This window comes from Micromonospora sp. NPDC005172 (assembly GCF_040608555.1).
GTDB lineage: Bacteria > Actinomycetota > Actinomycetes > Mycobacteriales > Micromonosporaceae > Micromonospora.
Genome location: NZ_JBEXIL010000006.1, coordinates 1 through 21963, shown reverse-complemented (window position 1 = coordinate 21963; position 21963 = coordinate 1). Strand labels below are relative to the sequence as shown.

The following is a 21963-nucleotide window of genomic DNA, read 5'->3' as shown; positions in this document are numbered from 1 at the left end:
AGTTATGCCCGCACTGTCCGACTGCCTGCCTGGTGTGCTGGCCACTGTGCTAGGCAAAGGGTTCATATACCTGGCCGACTCGACAGCGCCGCAGGTCAAGACCGGCATGTTGGAGACCGCCGAGCGGATGAGCGTCGGCGACGGGGTGAATGTCTTCGTCGGCCGGGATACCGCCCTCGATCCCGCGTTCCGCCGGTACCTGGACCAGTTGGACCCGAGGGCGCGGGCGACGCACGTGGTCACCGTGCTCGACCCGGAAACACTGCTTCCGGTCAGCGACCCGGAGACGCTGCGGTCCGTCGCGGCCGGCCTCGACCTGCCCGTTTCGACGGTCGAGCCACTCGCGGGCGAGGATGTCGTGCCGGTGGATGCCGCGGGTCGCGTGACCGCCGAAGAGGCGGCCAGCTACCGGGTTCTTCCGCCGAGCGCGGCGGCTCAGCGAGCGGCGCTGCTCGACGCAGTCAGCCTGCCCGGGACGCCGTCCAGCATCCGCGAGGGAATGGATCGGCTCGCCGGCTGGCACGAACGGACCGCGCTCACCCGCACGCAGCTCGGACTTGGCGTCAGCCCCGGGGAACTCGCGCACACCGGACCATCGACGCACGCGACGATGTACGCGCTCGGCGCGTACGCCGCGCGGTACGGGGGTACCGGCGCCTTCGACCTGCTCACCTCGACCGAGCCGCCGACGACCACCCGCGTGGCGAACGCGATCGGGGGCAGCCTCACACCCGTGCGGCCGGCGGCGCTGGCGACCGTGCTCCGCAATACCCCTGGTTCGTCGGCGCTGGTCACCGGTACCGCGGCGGGTACCTCCACCGAGCAGGTGTTCTGGCTGACCTCGGACGAGAACGGCACTCTCACGTGGCACGACCCGCGCGCCGACGGTAAGACGCGGGAATTCGACATCGACGGCGGGAACGACTGGCGCACGGCCGTCCTCGAACGCGACGACGCGCGAGTGATGCTGGTCGGCCCGGACGGCACGCCGGTTGCCCTGCGCGAGGCCGTCGGGCCCGGGATGGTCCGTCCGCTCAATTACGAGGTGACGTGGGTCGGTCCGTGGCCAGAGGAGAACGTGAAGCGGTACGGGATGGACGAGGTCGACTTCTTGGGCGAGCCAGTCGTCGCAGTCGACGTGCGCGAGCAGCCCGGTGAGGGCCACCCGTTGGACCCGGCACAGTTCGTCGAGATCAGGTCGCAGCTGCAGCGGTACTACCTGAACAACGTGCGACCGACGGTCGTGGCGACCCGCCCGAACTCGGAGATCGAGCAGCTCGCCCGGACCTACAAAGCGTCTGTGGTCCAAAAGGTGATGCGGGGCGGTATCGACGCACAATCCAGCTGGCAGGTCATCGCGCCCGACGCCGCGCCGCAGCCCTTCGACGGTCGCGTCGTGACCCGCAAGATCCTGGACGCCGCGAACCTGTCCAGCATGACGGCCGATGAACCGTTGCCGCCCGTTCTGGTCGAGTTCCTGACCCAGAACTCCTACCAGCAGGCGGCGGACCACTTCGCCGACCATGCCGACCAGTTGCGTGATCCGGCTGTTCTCACGGCTTCGAGGGACCTGGCCGCCGAGTTCCCGGAGGATCTCCGGCTTCAAGGGCTCGACCTGGCCCTGCGGGTGGCCGCCCGGACACCCGTCGTCGCCGGGACGGAGCCGGTCGAACCCGCCCTGGCGCAGATGTTCGACGCCCAGCCACCCTGGCCGACGGGTCAGCCCGTCGACGTGCGTTTCGTTTTCGACTATCTGACCGCGTCGACCCGATGGCAGGGCGAGTTGGTGCCCGACCCGGGCACGCGACCCAGGACGACGCACGGCACCCGGATGGCATGGGACAGCCTGCTGTTCCAGGGCATGCTGGACCACGCCATCGACCCGACCGAGGCGATCACGCTGGTCCGCGCCGTCGGTGAGTCGTACGAGGAACAGATGGCGCGGGTGGCGGACGGGGCGAAGGAGGTCGCCCAGGCGCACGCCTCCATCTTCGAGGCGGTCAAGCTGCTACTCAGCGAGGATCGGGTGCCGGGGAGTGACGACTGGCGTCAGGTGCTGTCAGTGGAATGTCTGAGCGGCGCGGACCGGGTGCCCTGGCACTTCCGGTTCAAGGAACTCCTGGCGAGTGACCGGCTCAACGGAACGCCGGCGTTGGCCGACGAGATCAAGGCACTGACAAACGAGATTCTGACCTGCCACTGACGCGCCGGGTCGGACGAGGAGGTCCGCGATGACGGACGTCGCCGAGGTGGGCTGCCCCGAGTTCGTCGCCACCTGGGTGCGCTCCGGACAGTGGCTCAGCCTCGGCGCCCCGGTGCCCGACTCGGTGCTCGCCGCCGCGCAGCTACCAGGACTCCACCAGGTCCATGTCGATCTGGCCGCGATTGGGCTCGTCGCGGACGCCCTGCGCACTCAGCCGCAGTCCGTCATCGAACGGATGGTCTACGTACCGCAGGTTCTCGAACCTGGTCCGGAGGCCGCGGTCGGCCACGCCGACCAGCTCGGCCTGCCGGTGCTCGTGCAGGCCCCGGATTCGCTGACCCTGAGCGGACCGCGGGTGGTGCCGTTCGAGGCGTTCGGCGAGACCGGGGCCGTCCTCGTCTATCCCGCCGAACGCCTGACCGGGACGGTGCCCGCCCACGGCGTCACCGGCCAGGAGGTCACCGGGACAACCGCCGACCGGTTGACGGGACGACGCTTCGTCGTCGACCTGCCGGTCGAGCCGGTGAATCCGCTGGCCCGGGAGGGTCTCGACCTGGAGGCGACACGGGAGCTGACCCGGCGCGGTCTCGGTGCGGAGGACAGCGCCACCGTCGTCGACCCGGACGTGCCGTCCGCACCCTGGTACATCGAGCACGGCGCGACCGGCGCGATGATCATCCAGGCGGCCGGTTACCGGAACCCGGCCGAGATCGCGGACCGGGTCGTGGACGCGCTTCCCGACCGGGCGCCGAACGAGGCCACCGAGGCCGAGTCGCACCACCTGCGCGAGGCGGTACGAGCACGACTGGCCGACCTTCTCGGCATCGACGGCCACGCCGAGGCTCCGCTGCCCGCGACCCCGGACCAGCAGGCCGCCGCGCGACTCGTCGAGCTGTCCTCCGCCGCGGCCAACACCGAGCGGTGGGACGACCTGCTGCGGGAGGGGTGGACGGGAGTCATCGACGGACGGCTGGTCTGGATCAAACCGCGGCTGCACGACGCCAAACCGGTGCCAACCACTCCGACGCATGACCAGACGTACGACGTGTCGTTCGGTTCGACCGCCGCCAGCGTCAGCGGAGAAACGCCCGCCTCCCGCGCGTTGAGCATCGGCTCGGACCTGCTGCTGCGGCTGCCCCGCAAGTTCCAGCTCATGACCATCGGGCTGCCGTTCGACGTCGAGAGCTCCACCTCGGACGCCAGCACCTCCTCGTACCGGGTCATCTCCGGTCGGAAAATCTTCTTCAACGGTGGGCCCAGCTACGCGAGCGGGCTGGCCGTCGACGTGTTCGTCGACGGGAGGCGATGGGGCGAGACCCACCAGCTCGGCTCGGACGACGGAATGCTCGTCGTGAAGTTCCCGGAGCAGTACGTCGGTCGGGACCAGCGCCCCCGTCCTGGCCCGGTGGTCGAGGCGGACGGCACCCTGACGCCGGGACCGGAGACGGCGCGGGAGGTGCTCACCGCGATCGACTACACCCCGGCGGTCGCGCGACTGCACCGACAGTTGCGCGACGGCGGATTGCCGGCACACAGCGCGGCGACTGTGGCACAGCGGGTGGGCCAGCGACTCCTCAACGAACGCACCTCGCGGGGCCGGAGCCGCTGGCTGCTCAGCGGCGGGGACATGACCGAACGGCTGGCGGTGCCGATCGGCACGGGACGGAGCTTCGAGGGCTACGCCGTCGTCGAGTTGGTCGTGCGTCGGTTACAGCGGATCGGCGACACCGAGGGGGTGGCGATCCGCGACGACCTCGGTGTGGTGCGGGATGACTCCCGGCACCAGAGCGGGTCGTACACCCTGAGTTTCGCCCCCCGACTGCTGCCGTCCGGGTTGACCGCGAGCGCGAGCGGCAACGACCGGGGCGGAATCGGGCCGGTCCTGTCGGCCGGCTGGGGCAAGACCACCGCGCAGGCCGTCGGCGACGCGGCGATGAACCACACCGTCCTCGTCCGCTCGGCGGAACAGGCCCGCTACGCGGCCGACGTCTCGGTCAACGTGAAGCTGGAGTCGACCACCCACCGGATTCCGTGGTTCGCGACAGCGGTCAAGGCCGAGTTCGGAGTTCCGACGGCCGAGGCCGAGGCGTTCGAGCGGCACCACCATGGTGCTCCGCTGCCCGCCGAGGTCGGCTGGTACGGGACCATCGTGCCGCCCGTGTCACGGCCGACCGAGGTGACCGCCGCCGAGGTCGCGGAGCGACTGGGCCCGCCCCGGGTGGATGCGCCGCAGGTCCGCGAGCCGTACCGGCCGGAGACGGCGGCCCCCCGGGAGCCGCTGATCATGGCGGCCCGCCGGGGCGACGGACCGGGCACCACCATCGGCCTGCCCGGCGGGGACCGGGTCGCCGCCCACGTGCTGGAGGCGTTGGGTGTCGCGCTGGGCAGCGGCCGCGGTCCGACGGCCGGAAGCGACGAGTGGGCCGAGGCACGGCGGCTCGTCGCCGTGCGCTACGGGTTGCCGGCGCTCGAAGGCGACCCGGCGCGAGTGCGGGCGGGAATCCACACCACCTTCAGCATCGGCGGCCGGCAGTACCAGGTGCTGGTCACCGCCCAGACGCGGGAGTGGGTGGGCAGCAGCACCTACCCGATGTCGGTCAACAACCGGGCCATGTCGACGGCCTCGACGAGCGGCAGCGTCACCAGCGATCAGGGGCTGCACGCCGGCGTCTCCGCCAATGCCGTCTTCGGGTACGACGGCAAGCTCCGGGGGCAGTTGAGCGGGCTGAGCGCCGACGGCACGTACGAGCGGAGCACCGAGCGCGGCGGCGCCCGGGCGGTGAAGAGCTACCGACGTACGGAGACCACCGGTGACGTGGTCCAGCACGACTACCTGCTGGCGTACGAGATCACGGTGCGGCCGGACGACGGTCCACCCATCCGGATGGTGGTCGACGGACCGGACGTCCAGCAGCAGGTGGTCGTACCCGTCGAGCATCTGCCCGAGATCACTCCGACCATGGCGCAGGTCGACCAGGTCGGGGTCCAGGTCGCCCTGCACGGCGCCGGCCCGTTGCCCGCGCTGCCGGAGGAGATGGTGCCGTTCGACCGCGAGGGCGTCGCCGGGGTGTATCCGCGCTTCGCGGAACTGCACGAGCTGCCGGCGGTGGTGGCACGTCTCTACGGTCAGGTGCACGGCAAGCCGGCGACCTGGTTCAGCGATCCGTCGAACTGGCCCGCCGAACTGTGGGCGCGTGACCTCGCCGTGCCGACCGAACTCAGCGCCAACCTCGCCAATCTGGTCGATGGAGAGCAGCGGTGGACCATCCCTCTCGGCGCGGACGGGGACGTGACCGCCGTCGCGGAGATCTCGGCCACCGTGCACCAGGTCAGCCACCTCTCGTCGAGCGAGCGGGTGGAGATCGAGCAGTACGCGCAGGCGGCTTCGCAGTTCGACGTCACCGAAGAGGCGGGTGGACAGGCCTCGCTCGGTGCCGGCGGCGGGGTGCTCTACTCCGATTCGCCGGGCGACACGACGGATTCCACGATCGCCTCGAACAGTGGCGGGGGCACCCTGGTCGTACACGGCTCCGTGCATCAGGACGCCTCGGCCGCGAGTGGCGTGGGCAGCATCGACATCACCCGGGCCACCTACAAACAACTCGTGCACAGCTACCGGGCTGGTCTCGTCCGCTTCACTGTGAAGCTGACCGGCTGGCGCTCGTCGGGTCCGCCAATCGTCCGTCAAGCGACAGTCGACCTGCACAACGGCCTGGAGTTCCAGGTACCGAACCGGCTGGCTCACGACCTCGGCCTACCCGAGGCGGTCGCGGTCCAGCCGCCGACGCAGCCTCGCGACGAGCTGGACCCTCAGCTGGGTCGGGCCGCCAGCCACGTCGAGAAGCTGCGTGCCGAACGACCACCGCTGCAGTTCATCCTCGACACGCTTGTCGAGCGAGGTGTCCTGCCCGCGCCGGGTCAGGGTGCCCCCAAGCGCTTGAGTACGGCACTGAGCAGGACGTTCTCGCTGTCCGCCCTGGAGAGCCAGGCGTTCGAGCTGTTCGGTGGGGGCGTCCAGGAGTCGTTCGTCGTTCCCGGCGGACTGCTCGGCACCGGCTACCTCTCCGTGCGGGTCAAGGCCAGCCTCGGTGCGGTCACGTCCGAGCGGTCCCGGCCCGAGGTGGACCTCACCCTCCGCACCCAGGCGCTCGACTCTGCGCAAGAGAGCGCTTCCTCCGGATGGGCGGCGGAGGTCAATCTCGCGGGTCGAGGCCGGGGTACCGCCGGCGAGAAAAAGGGCATCGGGGGTGGCGGCCTCCGGTTCGACTACGGGCGCGGCGCGTCGCAGGAGCAGGGTGCGGAACACACCACCAAGAACATCTTCCGGTACGGCACAAAGGGGGCGCACGAGCTCAACAACCGCGTCCATTTCACCGTCGAGATGCGTTACTCGTTCCGGATGCCGCTGAAGCTCCAAGTGCTCGGTAACGCCGTACGGTCGGCTCTGCTGCCTCTGGCGTCCGGCTTCCCGGCGCTGCGCGAAATCATCGATCCGCAGCGCAACGCGTGGGAGCTCACCACACCGCTGCCGGATGCCGGCGCGGTCCGTCGGCTGCTGCCCGCGTACCTGACCGGGCCTGCCGGCCGCGCCGGCCAGCAGTGGGAACCGCTGCTCGCCGCCCCGGAGGCCGGCGACGCGGGACTCAACGACCTGGTGGCGGCCGACCCCACCTTCATTCCGATCGCCCTGCCGATCACCGAGCAGTTCGGCCACGACCTCATCCAGGCGCTGGAGCCGGGCGGGTCGGGTACGGACCTGTCGGCCAAGGTCGCGCCGACGAACAGCGTGGGGCAGTTCGTGTACCGCCACCTGTTGGCGCTCACCGGATTCACCCTCGGGGACGCCCTGGTCGATCCGGAGCGGTTCGTGTCGGAGCCGAACCTGCGTCCGCGCGTGCAGCAACTGCTGGACCACCGGTACCGGGTGCCCGGGACCGACGTCCGTGTCGGCATCGTGCTGAACGAGGTGGCGCAGCTGCTCGACGAGGACGGCATGCCCGTGCGCGCCACGGTGAAGGCCCGCCGGTACGCGCAGAACGAGACCAAGCCGGTGGCGTCGAACAGCTTCACCAGCGGCTGGGAGGCGGGGTTGAGCGCGGACGGGGCTGCCTATCCGGCGGCGAAGGCCAAATCTGCCGGCGCACGTATCGCCGGTAAGGCGGGTCGCCGCTCGGCCGGCACGTTCGCCGAGGACCTGACCGAGGTGGTGGAGCGCAACACGGAGAGCCGCGCTCCGCACGCGCTGTACCGCTACGGACTGACGTTCGTGGTGCACCTGCCGGACGGGCGGACGGTCCCCGTGCGATCGCCCGAGAGCCTGTACGGCCAGAGCCGGCGGATGCCCGAGAAGCTGCTCGCCGACGGCGATCCGCGCCGGGAGTCGCTCGCCCTCAACGGTCGGGCGTTCACCCGGGCCCGGCTGTCGTCGATCACCAACCGCGTGGTCGAGTCGGTCGGGGGCAGCCAGGACGAGTTGGCGTTGCTGGGTGCCCTGGCCGGCGCGCTCTACCCGGCGGGCGTACGACCCCTGCCCGGCCCACAGCACATGGTCACCGGTATGCGTCCCGCCGTGGACGACTTCCGGACCATCGAGCACTGGAGTCGGCCCCCGTCGTGGGAGGCGGTGGAGGAGGCCCTTCGACGATCGGGACCGGGCAGCACGGCGCTCGTCCTCGCTCCGGGAGTCGACGGGCGGCTTCGGAGCCTGGCCGTTCACCGCACCTCGGACGAGCGCAACGTCTGGATCACTCCCCGGGCCGCCGAGGAGGCACGGCTCGTCACCGACGACGGCCGGTCGAGCGTCGTCGGTGAGTTGGGAAACCCGGTGGAGTCGAGGATTCTACTCGTCGATCCCGGTGGCGGGACGATCGAGAATCGCCAGCTCGTCCTGCCGCCCGCCGCCGCCTCGAAGCCGGCGCGGAGCGGGCGCGACTCCGCCCTTGCCGCCCCTCCCATCGGCATGCATGGACGGTGGCCGGTCGTCGTCGACCAGTCTGGCGACGGTCACGTGACCAACGTCCAGGGTGAGCCCGATACGCGGCAGACGAGCGGACCCGTCCTGTGGGACGAGCCGGTCGTGGCGCAGGAGCCCGGCCTGCTCGACGTCGTACCCGGTCCGGACCACTGGCCGGTGTCCTGGGGCCACAGCCTGTCCAGCTACCTCCGCAGACTGCGCGCCCCCTCGGCCGAGAACGACGTACCGGCCGATCGGGGCAGCGGAGCCGCCTGGCGGACCATCGAGTGGATGCGCGACACGGTCAACGCGGCGACCACCGACAGCGCACTGGCGACACTGCTCGGTGAACAGCCGGGGACGGGCCCGCGCGGGCTGACCGTCGAGGTCGAGATCGGCCTGCGGCCGGTGCCCGCCGACGAGACGGCGCAGGCGCGTGAGATCCGGGAGGCGAGGGAGGCGGACCTCGGCGGCTGGCTGACGGCGCAGGTGTACCGACACCTCAACGTCGGGCTGACCGGGTGGGCGCAGCGGGAGGGCAAGGAACGGGTTCTACCGCAGGTCCGGGTACGGCACTCGGTGGTACGTACCGCGTCCGTGGACTTCGTCCGCCTGCGGGGCCTCACCCACGAGCCGGTACCGGGCGAACCCCACCGCTTGACCGGACAGTGGGCCAACATCCTGCGGGGGCGCGCCATCGACGTGGCCCTGGACGCCTCCTCGCGGCACCCGACCGAGCAGGCGGTGCCGGCGATCGACGCGCTGGCCCGGGAGGTCGCCGACCAGGCTGTGCTCCGGCACCTGATCGTCCACGAGTTCTTCGGCAAGCAGATCGTCAAGCTGGCCCCGAAGGAGACGACCGGCCCGTACGTCGAACTGGCGGCCACGTACGACGAGGCCAACGAGAGCCCGGACGACGCGGAGGAGGCCATCCTCTACGTGGCCGACCCTTTCGAGCGGAGCCTCCGGACAGCGATCGGCGACCGCATCACGGCTCTGACAGGCGTCCGCGCCGATCCGGAGCAGGTCCAGGAGATCTTCTCCCGCGTGGGGGTCCAGCACGAGATATACCCGGTGTTCGATGGCTCCGAGCCGGCCGTGCAACTCGGCTACGTCATTCCGCCCGCACCGTCGACACGTGTCGACGATCTCGCCGGCCCGAAGCTGGACTACCTGAGCCGATGGCGTCTGAGCCCGCTCTCGTCGGAGAAGGACGGGTGGTGGCGTGCACACGACCCGATGTCGGACGCGGACGGCATCGTGGCGGCGCTACCGGGATCGGCCTTCCGGGCGGTGGACGCCGAGATCAGGGACATCGGTGAGCGATCCGGCCGTCCGCAGCTGTTCAGCCTGTCCGGCACCGACGTCAAATATGACGTGGCACGGGTCGAGGTCCAGGACGGCGCGCTCTCAGGTGCGGATTCCGCACCGCGTTTCCTGCGGGTCTTCCACCTCAGGATCCACCTCGCGGCCCAGGAGGACGTGTCCGTCTCGGATGTCGAGGCGTACGCGGCGCACGCACGGGACGCCGTCCGACAGGAGATCAACGGACGCTTCCGCCTGCCCGGCGGGGACCAGTTCCACCTGGACGTACGGTTCACCGACGACGCGAAGGACGCTCACCACGTCATCAGGGTGCCGAAGAGCGGCGGAATGGACGCCGGCACCTGGCCCCGGGATGTCCTGCGTGAGCCTGTCCAGCAGGTCCGGGATTCGGTCCTGCACGAGATGCTGCACCTGTTGGGGTTGCCGGACGAGTACGTGGCGAGCGGCGGCCCGGACAGGAACTCGTCGGTCCTGCGCCGCGCCAAGCGCGCGACGAACGATCCTCGGGGGCCGCGACGTCCGGACCTGCCTCCCGCCTTGATGCAGGACATCGGTCGCGCGGGCGGGGACCACATCATCGCGCCGCGCTATCTCTGGGAGATCGCGTTCGTCCAGGAGAGCCACGCCACCGCGCCGCACACCGTCGTACGCCGCAGCGGCGGGACCATCGACGTCACTGCGCCCACTGCGCCCGGCCCGGCGCCCCTGCTGGAGCGGATGTTCGCCGAGCACCCAGCCGTCACCACCGGCAGGTTGGCCGACAACCTGCGGTACGAGCACGACGTCACCGCAGCTCTCCTGGCCTGGAACCCGGATCGGGTCGAGGGCTACACCTACGTCATGCTTCCCGCCACGGTGGCCGAGCGTCTCGTCGCGGGTGAACGGTTCCCGTTGCGGGGGCAGAGCGACGACTTCGAGTTCGAGGACGTCCCGGACGGTTACACGGTGGTGGTCGTCCACTCGACCAGCCTGTTGCTGCACAGCCCCGAGGGAGAGTTGAGATTCGTCCTTCCCTCTCCGGACGCGCCGCTCGTCCTGCGCCAGTCCTGGCCGAACGGCGGTGGCTACTTCGAGCAGGAGCAGCCGTCCGAGCCCGAGGCGGACCAGGTCGCCGGGGTGCTGGTCGACCTGTCGGACCTGGTGGAGCCGGCGGTTCCCGAGTGGTCGGCGCTGCGCCGTCCTCCGACCGGACAGCGGGTGCTGCGTAAACCGGAACCCACTGTGGCGCGGCCTCGTGGCGGAGTTCCTCGGCACGTACCGGACCGTCGGATGGACCAGCCGACGCTCACGTCGCTGACCCCGACCCGCCGGCGGCGGCCGGCCCCCGACCGGGTGACACCGTCCCGCGAGTTGTCCGAGGACCCGGCGGCGGTGTTCCGGCGGGTCGCGGCCCTGCCCAGGAGCTTGCGGAACGAGTACCGAACGTGGGCGGACGAGGTCGTCGAGGCCCGGAATCTCACCGGCGCGGTCGCGGCACTCACCCCGGTGCGCCGCGCCGAACTCGCCGACCGGATGCTCGACCTGCTGCGTAACAACGACCATCGGCAGCAGTACGAGGCGGAACAGGTGGCCGGTGACTTCGTCGACCGGTTCCTGCGCGACGGGCCGCCGCCCCTGCCCACACCCCTGTTCGGGCGTGACCTCCAAGCCGAGTTCGTCCTCGCGCCCGGTGCCACTGACCTCTCCTGGCCCGATCATGCCGAGCTGGACGCCTTCGTCAGATCGGTCGTGGCCGAGACGTCGCGGCGCGTCGAGGACGGACTGCCACCACTGCGCCTCCGTGCCGCCGTGGGGCCGGGCCGTGCGCCCGGGTTCATCGACCGCCTCGCGGAACGGGTACCCGGGCTGGATCGCGGGTTGGGCCGACGCACGGCGGAGGCCCGTTCCACCCGGCTGACCGAGACGCTGACGGATCTGTTGGCGGCGCACGACCAGACGAAGAATGGCGTGGCTTTCACACCGGACGCCGTCCGTCTGGTCTCCACCGCGTCCCGCGATCGGGGCCGGAGCCACGACTGGGTCCGGGTCTGGGTGGGTGCGCCGGCCGGCGAGCAGGAACCAGGCCTGGTTGCCGCACCTCCGGAGCAGTTGTCCACCGCCGATCCGAGCCGGTTGGCGCCGGCGACGATTCCCGACGGGGACGCCGCGAAGCTGGGAACGGGCGACAGCCATGCGATGCGGGCGTACCGGGAGTTCCGGGCGCACGGCCTGCCTCGCTTGTCGGCCGGCGGCCCTGCGGCGTCTGTCGCGGACGAACTCGCCTGGACGGTCGGGCCCGGGGCGCTCCGAAGTTCGGCGGCGGCCGTGCTCGAACGGGCGGGACTCCGGGCCCTGGTGCCCGCCAACGACGGCTACCTCGCGGCCGTCACCGCCACCCTCACGCACCGTCGCCTGCCGGGCGGCGCCGAACTCGCCCAGCAACCTCCTGAGATGTTCCACCTGGCCATGGCCGGGATGCTGGAGGCCGAACTGTCGGGCGTCGATGCCGTCGGTCGCCGGCTCGGCCTGGACACCGCCGACGACACCGCGCGCCAACAGGTGGTCGACTGGTTCGCCGAGGGTCTGCCACCGAGCCGGGTGCCCGAGACGATCCGTACCGCGCTGCGACTGGAGGACTCGGCGTCGGGGCGGACCCGGGCGATGGTCACGCTCATGTCCCACCTGGTCGAGCGTCCGATCGACGTGCTTCTTCCCGACGGCGGGGTGCACCGGACCGGTGACCCGGACCCGGCTCGGGACGCCCTGCTGCTGGTCGCGACCGAGGACGGTCAGCTCCTGGCGACCGTACCCCGTGCGGCGGTGCCGGCCCTGGTGCCGGCCGGAGCTGACCGCATCGTGGTGGCGACCGAGTTCGGCACCGAGGGCAGCATGCCGAGCGACGTCGCGACGTTCGACGGGTTGCACCTGTTCCTGCGGCACCTCGTCGATGCCGAGGACCTGCCCCTGCCGGCGTCCGAGCACCTCGCCGCGTCGCTGCCCGGCGCGCTGCACGGCGTTGCCGACCCCGTCGGGGACGGCCTCGCCGAGGCGCTGCGCGAGGTACGCGCCGCGGTGGTCGACCGCGGCGAGGGGGCCACCACCGACCCGGCCGAACTGACAGTGCTGCCACCGGGTTCGACGTCGGTCAACCGGCTCACCGACTTCCAGATCGCCACGCTCGAAGAGGCACGCCTGGGAGCGGTCTGGACGCGGCCCGGTCCGGACTCGGTCTTCGAGGCCCTGCGCCTCTCGGCGCGCCACGGTCAGCAGCGCATGTCGGGCCTTGCCGAGATCCCCGCGCCGGCCCTGCGTCACAACATCGCCGCGGTGCTGCTCGCGGATCTGGTGGCGTCGGGTGGTGTCGCCGCCCCGCTGCTGGGTCTCGCACCGGAGACGCTGGCGGCGAACCGGGAGTCGGTGCTGCGCTGGATCTCCCGGCTAGCCACCCCCGGAGCGCCCGTTGCCCGGCAGACGCCGCGACGGATCGCCCAGGTGCTCGCGCAGATGTTCGCCGTGCGGGTGGACCTGATCCATCCCACCCACGTCGAATCCGTTCCGGCAACGGAGTCCGTCGAGCCGACCGACGCGCCACCGTTGCGTCTGCTGGTGACCGCCGACGGTCACGTGATGCCAGCCGTGCCGGTGGCCGATCGGTACGACGCGATCCGCCGCCCCGCCGACGCCACCGGTGCCCTCGCGGACGCCACCGCGACGGGTGACTCGCGCGCGGCCGAGGGTGAATCCCGACCGGTGCGGGCACCCGAGCCGGGCTCGATCGTACACACGATCGGCACCCCGCACCAGACCCTGCCGCACCTCGACGAAGCGGTCGCGAACATCATCGCGGCGGCACACGTCAGGGGCGTGACGATGTCGCCGAACGAGCAGGCGATGCTGCCCTCCCGGCTGCTCGCCAACTACCGGGAACTCGTCGGGGGTGGTCACCTCGTCCAGGTCGGCCCGGTCGAGGTGCTGGTCCGGATCGAACCCACCGACGCCACTCTCGCCCCGAACCTCGCCGACCGACGCTACGCGGCCGACGAGGTCGACGACTGGGACGCCGAGGGTGTGGGCGGCGCGCACCTGACCGACCCGGAGGCCAGGAAGAAGCTCTTCCACGCCACCCAGACGACCAGCAGTGGCTTCAACACGGGCGGAGCTTCCCTGTCGAACTCGGGTCAGGCCGGCGCGTTGCGTGGCGCGGTCGGCCTCGGCGTCGGAGTCGGTCTTGGGCCGGGCGTACTCGAGGTCGCGCGGGCCGGGGTCACGATCTCCGGTACGGCCAACCGGGTCGACCGTACGACGGTGGGCGTGCAGGACGCCGAGTCCGGCCGGGTGCAGGACGACCGGATCGACTCGACGCTGGTGTCGTACACGCCGAACTGGTCGGTGCGGACGCGTCCCGACGACTCGACGGCGTGGGCCGATCTGCCGACCACCTGGTCGAGTGCCGCTGAGCACCCGGACGGGCAGGAGCGCCTTGAGGTCTGGGTCCCCGATCACTACCTGCAACAGGGGGAGGCGCAGGTCCAGGCCATGCGGCCGACCGACGAGGGGCTCGGCGCGGAGTTCGCTCGTCTGAGCAGGCAGATCCCGGACACGTACTTCGCGACCGGGCTGACCGGGCTGCCGGAACTGTACGACCGGATCGTCGCCGAGCTACGGACCAACGGACTGTCGCTCGACCCGAACGGCCCGGAGCGCCGCGAGCTGCGCCAGGCGTTGTGGAAGTTGAGCTTCAACCTCGACACGGCGATCAACAACCGGCAGCCCGCGGCGGTGACCGACGACGAGGAGGCGCGGCGACGGCGGGTCCAGGCGAATGCGGGCGGTTATCCGATCACCCTGCACGACCGGGCCGGTCACGCCGTCGCCGTGGTGGTCGTCCAGACCGAGCGGGATGCCGACGCCGCCATCACCCGGGTCGGGGCCACCAGCGACAAGTCGCACATCGAGCGGGTCAGCACGGCGATCGGCGCGCACAGTGGAAGCTTCGGGCTGACCAACGAGAGCGAGGTACGGGCCAGCGGGGAGCTGAACTTCATGCCTCTGCCCGGTCTGGTGCTGGGCCCGAGCGTCGGTGTCGGCTGGACCTGGAGCAACAGCGACTCGGTCAGCGGTGGTCACACCGGAATCTGGGTGCACGTGTCGCGGTACACCGGACGCACCGCCGGCTACCGGGTGGGCCTGCGGCACAAGGCGGTCGTGCACGTCGCGAACAGGGTCCGGAGCACGCCCACGACCACCGCCGACGTACGCGGGGAGGCGCTGCTCCGACTCCCGGAGCCGGCGGCGTTCGCGCACGGCTTCCCGGTCGACACCGCCGCGCTCCGACAGCCACCGGCCCCTTCGGTGGCGACCGTCGAGTACGCCCCGGGCCTGGTCAACGACGGCAGCACGCCGGCGAGCGAACTCCAGGACGTGGTCCTGCCCCGCCACGTCGCCCAGGGGCGGGGCATCGGCATGGGTCTCGCGACGGTAGACGACAACGTCGCGGAGGAGCTTCGAGGGGAGGTGCTGTCGGAGCTGGCCCGGACCGGGTACGTCCCGCCGCGCCGGTTCCCGTTCGCCACGCAACCGACGCTAGGCACGAACGCCCACATCGGCAGCGACAGTCGCCTGGCGAACCTGTCGCTGATCGACAAGTTCGTCTCCACCAACGCCTTCTCCGCCTTCTACGACCAGCTCCACCAGGACGGTCTCTCCTTCACTCTGCGTGGCGACCCGCGTGGACACCGACGACACGCGGCGCGGGTGACGATCAGGGCGGTTCAGGATCCGGAGGAGCTGAAGAGGACGGACGAACGGGGCAACTCGACGCTGCTGCAGCGCCGGACCGGCGAGTACCACCTGGTGAACCTCGCTATCGGGAGTAGTTCCGGGTCGTACACCGCCGGTGGTCGACGGGGCTTGGCCCTGGGCTCCCGATTCGGCGCCGGCGTGAAGCTGATGCAGACCTGGGGTGTGGCGGCCGAGTACAGCTATGCGAAGGGCGCGACGCAGACCGCGGGCCAGACTCTCAGCGAGCCGCAGTTGCTGGAGTACCCGGGGGACGTGGACGAGTTCCGTCTACCGAGCCGCTATCAGGTGACCGTCGACTACGAGTACAAGCCGCGTCAGCAGTCCTCGACCTGGCAGAGCGGCCCGGTCGACGGTGCGGCGGCCGTGCTGCTCGTGCCCTCGATCAACACTCGGCTCGACGACCAGGAGCCCATGACCCACCCCACCGATGTGAGCGTGCTGGACCAGGCGGTGATCTATTACGCGGACACCCACGGGCTGCTGGACGCGGCACGTCGGCTTCAGCCCGACCTCAGCGGCCCCGGGCAGCCGGGGGACGAGGAACTTTCGATCTTCACGGGCACGGCCGCCGTGCGCTCGTACTTCAAGGAGATCCTGCACGACGAGTATCAGACCGAGAACCTCTTCCGCTCCGGCCTTGTCCGGCACAAGCAGGGCAGCCTCGGCGTGCACGGCGCGCTCGGTGCCAGCGAGTTCGTCGGTGCCACCAGCGACCAGTTCACCGCCGGCCTGATCAAGCTGTACCTGTCCCAGGCGTCACACGGACACAGCAGGGACCACGGCATCAAGTTCTCGGTGGATCATCGGACCCGGGTGGTGACCACCGCCGCCAACCTCTCCGCGGTCCAGAGTCAGCCTTCGGCCTGGGTCCGGTACGGCACCAACAGGTCGGGGTCGTCATCCCGCACGGGCGGTGTGGAGATCCTCGACCTGGACTTCCACAACATGTACGCCTTCCTCGCCCCGGTCGACTTCACCGTCACCGGAACGTATGAGGCGCACGCGAAGCTGCTGCCCACGTCGGTGCGCCGGCCGCCGTCGGAGTCCGTCGACGGTCGCCAGATGATCTATCTGCTGCCCGAGAACGAGGCGCTGAAGCGGTACGGCGCGGGTGCCGTACCGATCAGCCACACGCAACTCCTGAACGCGTTGCGCCGCTGGAAGGGCGGGGACGGGGACAGCGAAAAGAAGCTGGAACTCCACCATCGGGACGTCCGGGCCGTCATCGAGCGGATGGAGCGGGAGGCGCGAGCGTGGCCGGACTACCCGCACCACCAGGAGCTGAAGAAGCTGCGGACGCACCTGATCGATCGCGGCCACGACGCACTCAGTTCGCGCCTGGCCGCCCTCGGCTTCGACAGCATCGCCGAGTTGACCATCCCGGACTACCTGCTCCCGAACGGGCCGACCTCGCTGGGCCACAGCGGCGTCCACTCCCTGACGTTCCGCAGGTCGGCGGAGAAGAGCGTGCGGCCTTTCGACATCGTCCACGAGGCGATCGAGGCCGCCGTCCCGGGCCTCGTGGGGGCGCGCCGATCCCAGTGGACCCCGAACGCGGCGGACCGCGGACCGATGGAGGTGTGGTGGCGGCGTCTCGTCGGCGAGAAGCCCGTCATCGGGCGTCTCGTCGGTGGCCTCGACTACCTGGAGACCATGTTCGCGGGCACGCGCCTGAAGTCGATGAGCGACGACCTGATGCAGGGCGTCCAGTTCTACCTGGTCAACAAGGTGGCGGGCGCACTCACCGAGGTGGTCGAAGTCAAGCTGCGTTTGACACTGGCCACGCCCCCGCAGATCTTCGACTTCGTCCCCAAAACCGGCATCGAGAGGTACGGCCACGCGTACAACGCGCAGAGTTCGGGCACGTCGGTGGGATTCTCCGGTGTGCTGGCACCGCTTCAGCCGGCCTTCGCCGGTGCCGAGGACACCGCGAACACCAGCGGCGGCCTCGGACTCGGCGTCTCCGGCGGACGGCAGACCGGCATCGTCCAGACCCACCAGAGCACCCAGGAACAGACCGTCTACGACTGGGTGGCGCACTACCTGGCCCGCGCTGACGTCTCCCTGAGCGTCGAGGTCAACCGGCTCGACATGCCGAACCGGCCGCTGTCCAACCTGCTCCTACGCGGTGCCCGGCCCTTCACCGGGCAGTCGGCGCCGCTGCGGCGCGAGCACCAGGGCGAACTGGTGCTGAAACTGCCGCACAGCGTCGCCGAGGCACGCCGGCTCTCCCGGCTGTTCGACAGGTCCGACCTGCGTGCGCTCCCGAAACTGCCGCCGGGTACGTACATCCACAGCGTGTTCCTGGCCGATGCCCTGGCCGCCGGCTGGGGTCTGCTCGGCCGCATGTTCGGCCCCGAGGCGAACGACGTGACATTCCGGTCGTCAGTCACGCTGCCGGCGCTCCTCTCGCCGGGCCACCTCAGCAACTTCCTGCACCAGGCGGTCGCCGGTCAGCGACACACCCTCACCGACGACATGTTCCTGCCCGGTCACTCCAGTACCCGCGCCAGCCTGCACCTCGTCGGCGACCTGCACCACATCGAGGTGCTGTTCCAACTCGACGGCAGCGGCACCGGACGGTATGCGAAGGACCAGGCGGGTACGACCGCGACCGCGAGCAGGAGCCACCTGCGCGTAGAGCTGTCGACGAGCGTCAACCAGAACCAGGCGGTGAGTGTCAACGATACCGCCCAACCGGATGCGCCGTGGGGAACACACACCGGGACGGCCGAGCCCAAGTTCGCCCGGGTCGCTCCCCGGGGCGACGGCAGCGGACAGACCGTCAACTACCGGACCGAACAGCACGTCAAGCAACAGGGCCGGCTGTACCTGGTGCGCATGCGGTTCAAGGGCCGGTTGGAGGCGGAACGCTTTGAGCAGGGGGACCCGTCCCGGTCGAGTGGCAGCTTCGTCAGCGACCGGTTCACCGGTGCGGTGTACGCCAAACTGTTCGAGCACGAGATCGCCGATCTGCGGACACGTCTGAAAGCCGTTCCGCTGTCGGAGCCGGCGACCGAGCCGGAACGGTGGCCCCGACCCGACGACCACACGCCGCGCCACGACCTCGACCAGCTCGCCAACGTGCCGGGCCGGGCCGGTCACGACCAGCTGACCGTCGCCGAGCACATCTCCAACCACATCCGGGACCACGCTCGTACCAACCAGGTCGTGGTGTCGTCCTCGGCGGCCCGTCGCGCCTACCACCGCCTTCTCCTCGTCGAGGAGTGGGCGGTCCGACACCTCGGCGAGGCCGACCCGGAGGCTGTCCGCCTTCGCCGGGACGTCGCGGGCCGCTACGACCTGATGTGGAAGATCAACGAGAGCGAACCGACGCCCGCCTTCGTCGACGAGCTCCGGACACGTACCGCCAGGTTGATCGAGTTGGTCCGGGAGCGGGAACCCACGCTCGTACCGCCCGTCGGACTCACGCCGGACACCTACGATCCGCTCCTCACCGCCCGGCTCATCGCGCACAACCTGCGTCGTTACGTGCACCTCGACCTGACCGAGGCGGACGGCACGGTGACCTCCCGGCGCATCGACCCCGCCGGTCACCTCGCGTCCGGCACCGACCATCCGCCACCGGACGTCGTCCGAAGCGGCGTACCCGACACCCTCGTCACACCGGAGCCGCGCGTGCCGTCGCCGGTCCTGGAAACCCGGCCGACGCCCGTCGAACCGCTGACCGACCCCGTGGTGCTGCCGCCGGGCAGCAGGGCGGAACTCGATGCGGGTCAGCTCTACTGGGTCGGGCCGCAACCCAGCGCGGCTCGCGGCGAAAGAATCCGCTCGGCGGCCGCGGAGGTGGACGGCCCGGTCGTCTACCTGGGCAGCGCCCGGCCGGGCCTGAAGCCGCTGGACGCGGACGTACGCGATGTCGGGCGCCTGGTGCAGCAGTTGGCGCTGCGGAAAGAGCAACCCGTCGTGGTGACCACGGCCCGGCTGACGCCTGCGTTGAGGACCATGGCACAGACGTACGGCTTCAGCTTCGTGCACCTCATTCCCAAATCGGGCGCGATGTCGGGCGGTCTGGCGGCGCTGCCGTCGGCCGTCCTGTCCCAACAGTCCGCGCTGACCCCGGTCTGGCAGGTCGTCGGCGGCAACGGTGACGTCGAGGAACAGGGCGAGTCGTTGCGGGCTTCTGTCCTGTTCCGGGCCCTTGAGTTGGCCAGGCCGAACGGCGACTCGACCAGCCGGGCGGTCGGCAAGCTGCTGCTCGCACCGACCCGGAACGCGAAGCTGGACGTGATCACTGCGTTCCGCGACGAGTTGACTGGTCAACCCGCTCGTGACGACCTGCGGAAGATCGTCGAACAGGTGGACGGCGACCCCTGGTTCCGGAAGTTCACGCCGCTGCTGGGCGAGCTCGGTAGGTCGGGCAGGGCCGAGTTCGTGCTCGACTTCCAGGAGCTGACGAGCCCGGTGGAGCGCAACAGCCTGCTGATCGGCGACGTGGGCCGTGGGATGGACGTCGGCCTGCGCGTAGGCCTCATTGAGGACTCGGGTCATCAGGTCGCCGGCGCAGCCACCGCTCTCCGGGCGGTGGACCTTATGTTCGCCGACGGTCTGCCGGCTGCTCTCGACTGGGTGCAGAAAAACTCGGCGGAACTGCGTAACGACGCGAAGCAGCACTGGGTGGACGCGATCAGTGGAGTCGCCGCCGGGCATGAGAGCCGGGCCGCCGACTTCCAGGCACTGGCCGAGGAGGTCTACAACTGCTGACCGGGCGGCGTCGGTAACCGCCCGCTCGCGCAAGGCGAATTCAGTGGATGTCAAGACGATCTGTTTATGTTCGTCGGGCGATCTACAGGAGAGTCCGTATGACAACAATCGCTGTCGTCGCCGCCGGATCGGTGGTGCGGCAGGGCGTCTGTCGTCTGCTCGCCGAGGCGTCGTCGAGGTTCACGCCGTGTGGCTTCGCGTCCCTGGCGGAGATGCCTGCCGAACTGGCTCCGGACGTGGTGGTGCTCGACTGGCCGACCCGCGCCGTCGACGCGCTCGTCCGCACGCTGCCGACCAACTCCCGTGCCGTGCTGCTCTGCGACCCGACCGACCCACCGGATCTCGGTCGGGCGATAGCTGCCGGCGTGCGAGGTTTCCTGACCCGTGACACGGAGGTGGACGACCTGCTTCTCGCCGTGGAGGCCGCACGGCACGGCGGGATACATCTGGCCGCCGACATGCTGGGCATCTTGACCGGGGACACCGAGCGCCGCCATCTCGCGCTGGGCGAACGAGAGATCGAGTTGTTGCACTGGGTGACGAGGGGATTGACGAACGAGCAGATCGGCGGGCGGATGAGCCTCACGAAGTCCACCGTCACCTCGTACGTCAGGCAGGTACGGAGCAAGTTGAACGCGGCCAACAAGACCGACCTGACGCGACGGGCGATCGAACTCGGCTACGTCGCACCCCGCTGACCGGGAGATGCTGCCCTGAACCACGCGAAGGAGCACGTGTGAGCACCCTCGACGTGGCGGTGGTGTCCCCGTCCGACGTCGCCCGGGCCGGGCTGGTCCGGTTGGTGTCCAACCTGCCGGGTCTGGAGGTGAGCCTCGAACTCGCCTCGGTCGCGCGGCTTCTTGCCCTCCCGACCAGCCCGCCCCTGGCCATCGTCGACATCACGGGGCTGCGGCGCGCGTCCGTACATGGCCATCTCTGGTCGGTGCTGCCGCGGCGGACCCGGGTGGTGCTGGTGTGCCGGCCGGACGTACGGCTGTCGTTGCCGGACGCGCTCCGTGCCGGAGTCCGCGCGATGATCCTCGCCGACGACGCCGAGCGGGACCTGCGGACGGCCACCGAGACCGCCGCCCTGGACAGCGTCTACATCAGTCCCGGACTGGTCGAGGCCGTATGTGGGCACCTCAGTTCCAATCCGGTTCGTCTGGCCGAGCGCGAGATCAAGGTACTGCGGCTGGTCGCCAGCGGGCTGAGCAACGTGATGATCGGTGAGCAGATGGGCGTGACCGAGTCGACCGTCGGCACGTACCTGAAGCGCATCCGAACGAAGTTGAACGCCGCCAACAAGGCCGAACTCACCCGTCGGGCGATCGAACTGGGTTACGTGTCGCCGCATCGGTAGCACCGGCAGTGGCAGAGCGGGCCCGGTGACAGCCGGGCCCGCTCTGTGCTGTGGGTGGTGTCAGCGTTGCAGGGTGAGCAGACCGGGGCGGTACGGCAGCAGGCCGTAGTCGACGCCGTCCGAGGAGGGCGATCGGCCCTGGTAGAGCAGTTGGAGGTTGCACGGGTCGACGGTGAAGGTCTGGTCGGCGCTGGTGCGGATCAGCTCGCCGTGGCTGATGTCGTTGGTCCAGGTGGCGCCGCTGTTGGCCTTGCCGGCGAAGGGGTTGCTCTCGGTGGCGGCCTGGGGGGTCCAGGTGCCGCCGAGGCTGGTGGCGGTGAAGGAGCGGAAGTAGCGACCCCGGGAGCCGATGGCTTCGACGAGCATGAGGTAGCGGCTCTGGCCCCGGAGCTTGTACACCTGCACGGCTTCGAAGAGGTTGTTGGTGCTGTCGCTCATGATGGTGGTGTAGTTCGAGCCGAAGCTGCCGGGGAAGTTGCCGATCGGCATGCTGGCGCGGTAGATCTTGCCGTTGTCGCCGGCGAAGAAGAGGTACATGGTGGTGTCGTCGGCGATGAGGGTCTGGTCGATGGGGCCCGTGCCGGAGCCGGAGATGCTGCCGGTGAACAGGGTCTG

At 70.3% G+C, this 21963-nt stretch carries 5 protein-coding genes; 4 read left to right on the top strand and 1 reads right to left on the bottom strand.

Annotated elements, in window-relative coordinates:
• Positions 1–4: 4 nt before the first annotated feature.
• The 4 genes from ABZV06_RS05845 to ABZV06_RS05830 all read left to right on the top strand — a co-directional run bounded on the left by ABZV06_RS05845 (position 5) and on the right by ABZV06_RS05830 (position 21348).
• Positions 5–2203, top strand: coding sequence for a hypothetical protein (locus tag ABZV06_RS05845; RefSeq protein ID WP_355240674.1), 2199 nt, complete (start codon positions 5–7; stop codon positions 2201–2203).
• Between the two features lie 28 nt (positions 2204–2231).
• The gene (locus ABZV06_RS05840) at positions 2232–19988 is read left to right on the top strand and encodes a hypothetical protein (protein WP_355618987.1); all 17757 of its coding nucleotides are present in this window, start codon (positions 2232–2234) and stop codon (positions 19986–19988) included.
• 98 nt (positions 19989–20086) lie between these two features.
• The gene (locus tag ABZV06_RS05835) at positions 20087–20686 is read left to right on the top strand and encodes a response regulator transcription factor (RefSeq protein ID WP_355240679.1); all 600 of its coding nucleotides are present in this window, start codon (positions 20087–20089) and stop codon (positions 20684–20686) included.
• A 38-nt stretch (positions 20687–20724) separates the two neighbouring features.
• Entirely contained in the window at positions 20725–21348 is a 624-nt protein-coding gene (locus ABZV06_RS05830; RefSeq protein WP_355240681.1) for a response regulator transcription factor, read from the top strand.
• Between the two features lie 60 nt (positions 21349–21408).
• Here the strand turns inward: ABZV06_RS05830 and ABZV06_RS05825 are convergent.
• Positions 21409–21963 (bottom strand): non-reducing end alpha-L-arabinofuranosidase family hydrolase (locus tag ABZV06_RS05825; RefSeq protein ID WP_355618984.1); only part of this gene is annotated, 555 nt, incomplete at its 5' end.